Annotated in this window: 1 protein-coding gene; it reads left to right on the forward strand. The window is 48.5% G+C overall.

Translation table 11 applies throughout. The features are described from left to right. A partial coding sequence (locus tag AB9K26_RS00300) for a hypothetical protein (RefSeq protein WP_369970552.1) occupies window positions 1-719 on the forward strand: 719 nt, incomplete at both ends.

Below are 719 nucleotides of genomic sequence, written 5' to 3' on the forward strand. Positions count from 1 at the left end.
AGCGAACATCATGTGTTCAATGGCTGCTGATTTTGAGGCTGCAAACGCAACCTACAGCAACGGACTAGAGGGTACTGCATGTGAGATCTCAGGAGAGATCGAAGCGGTAGTTGTTAAGGACTACGATGCTTGTGGCGGAACGATCACGGTCACTTACAATGGTAAGGACGAGTGTGATAGAGACCTAGAGGCAGGACCATTTGTGATCACTGTGGACCCAGCACCAGAGGCTGAGGTAATGGCTCCTCAATTCCCATTGGATATTGAGTGTTCTGATGCTGCAGGATTCGAGGCTGCTAACGCTACTTACAGTAACGGACTAGAGGAAACTGCATGTGAGATCTCAGGAGAGATTGAAGCGGTAGTTGTTAAGGACTACGATGCTTGTGGTGGAACGATCACGATCACTTACAACGGTAAGGACGAATGTGAGAGAGACTTGGAGGCAGGACCTTATACTATTGAGGTGAAGCCAGCACCAGCTCCAGAAGTTAGTGCTCCAGAATTCTCAGATAAGATTGCATGTGCCGACGCAGCAGGATTCGAAGCTGCAAACGCTACATATACTAATGGTTTAACTGGACTTTGTGAGCTTTCAGGAGAATTGGAGGCGAACGTAGTTAAGGAGTACGATGCCTGTGGAGGACTTATCACGATAAGCTACAACGGAGAGGATGCCTGTGGCAACCCATTGAGCGCAGGACCATACTATATCGAGG

Source organism: Psychroserpens sp. XS_ASV72 (genome assembly GCF_041224425.1).
Classification (GTDB): domain Bacteria; phylum Bacteroidota; class Bacteroidia; order Flavobacteriales; family Flavobacteriaceae; genus Psychroserpens.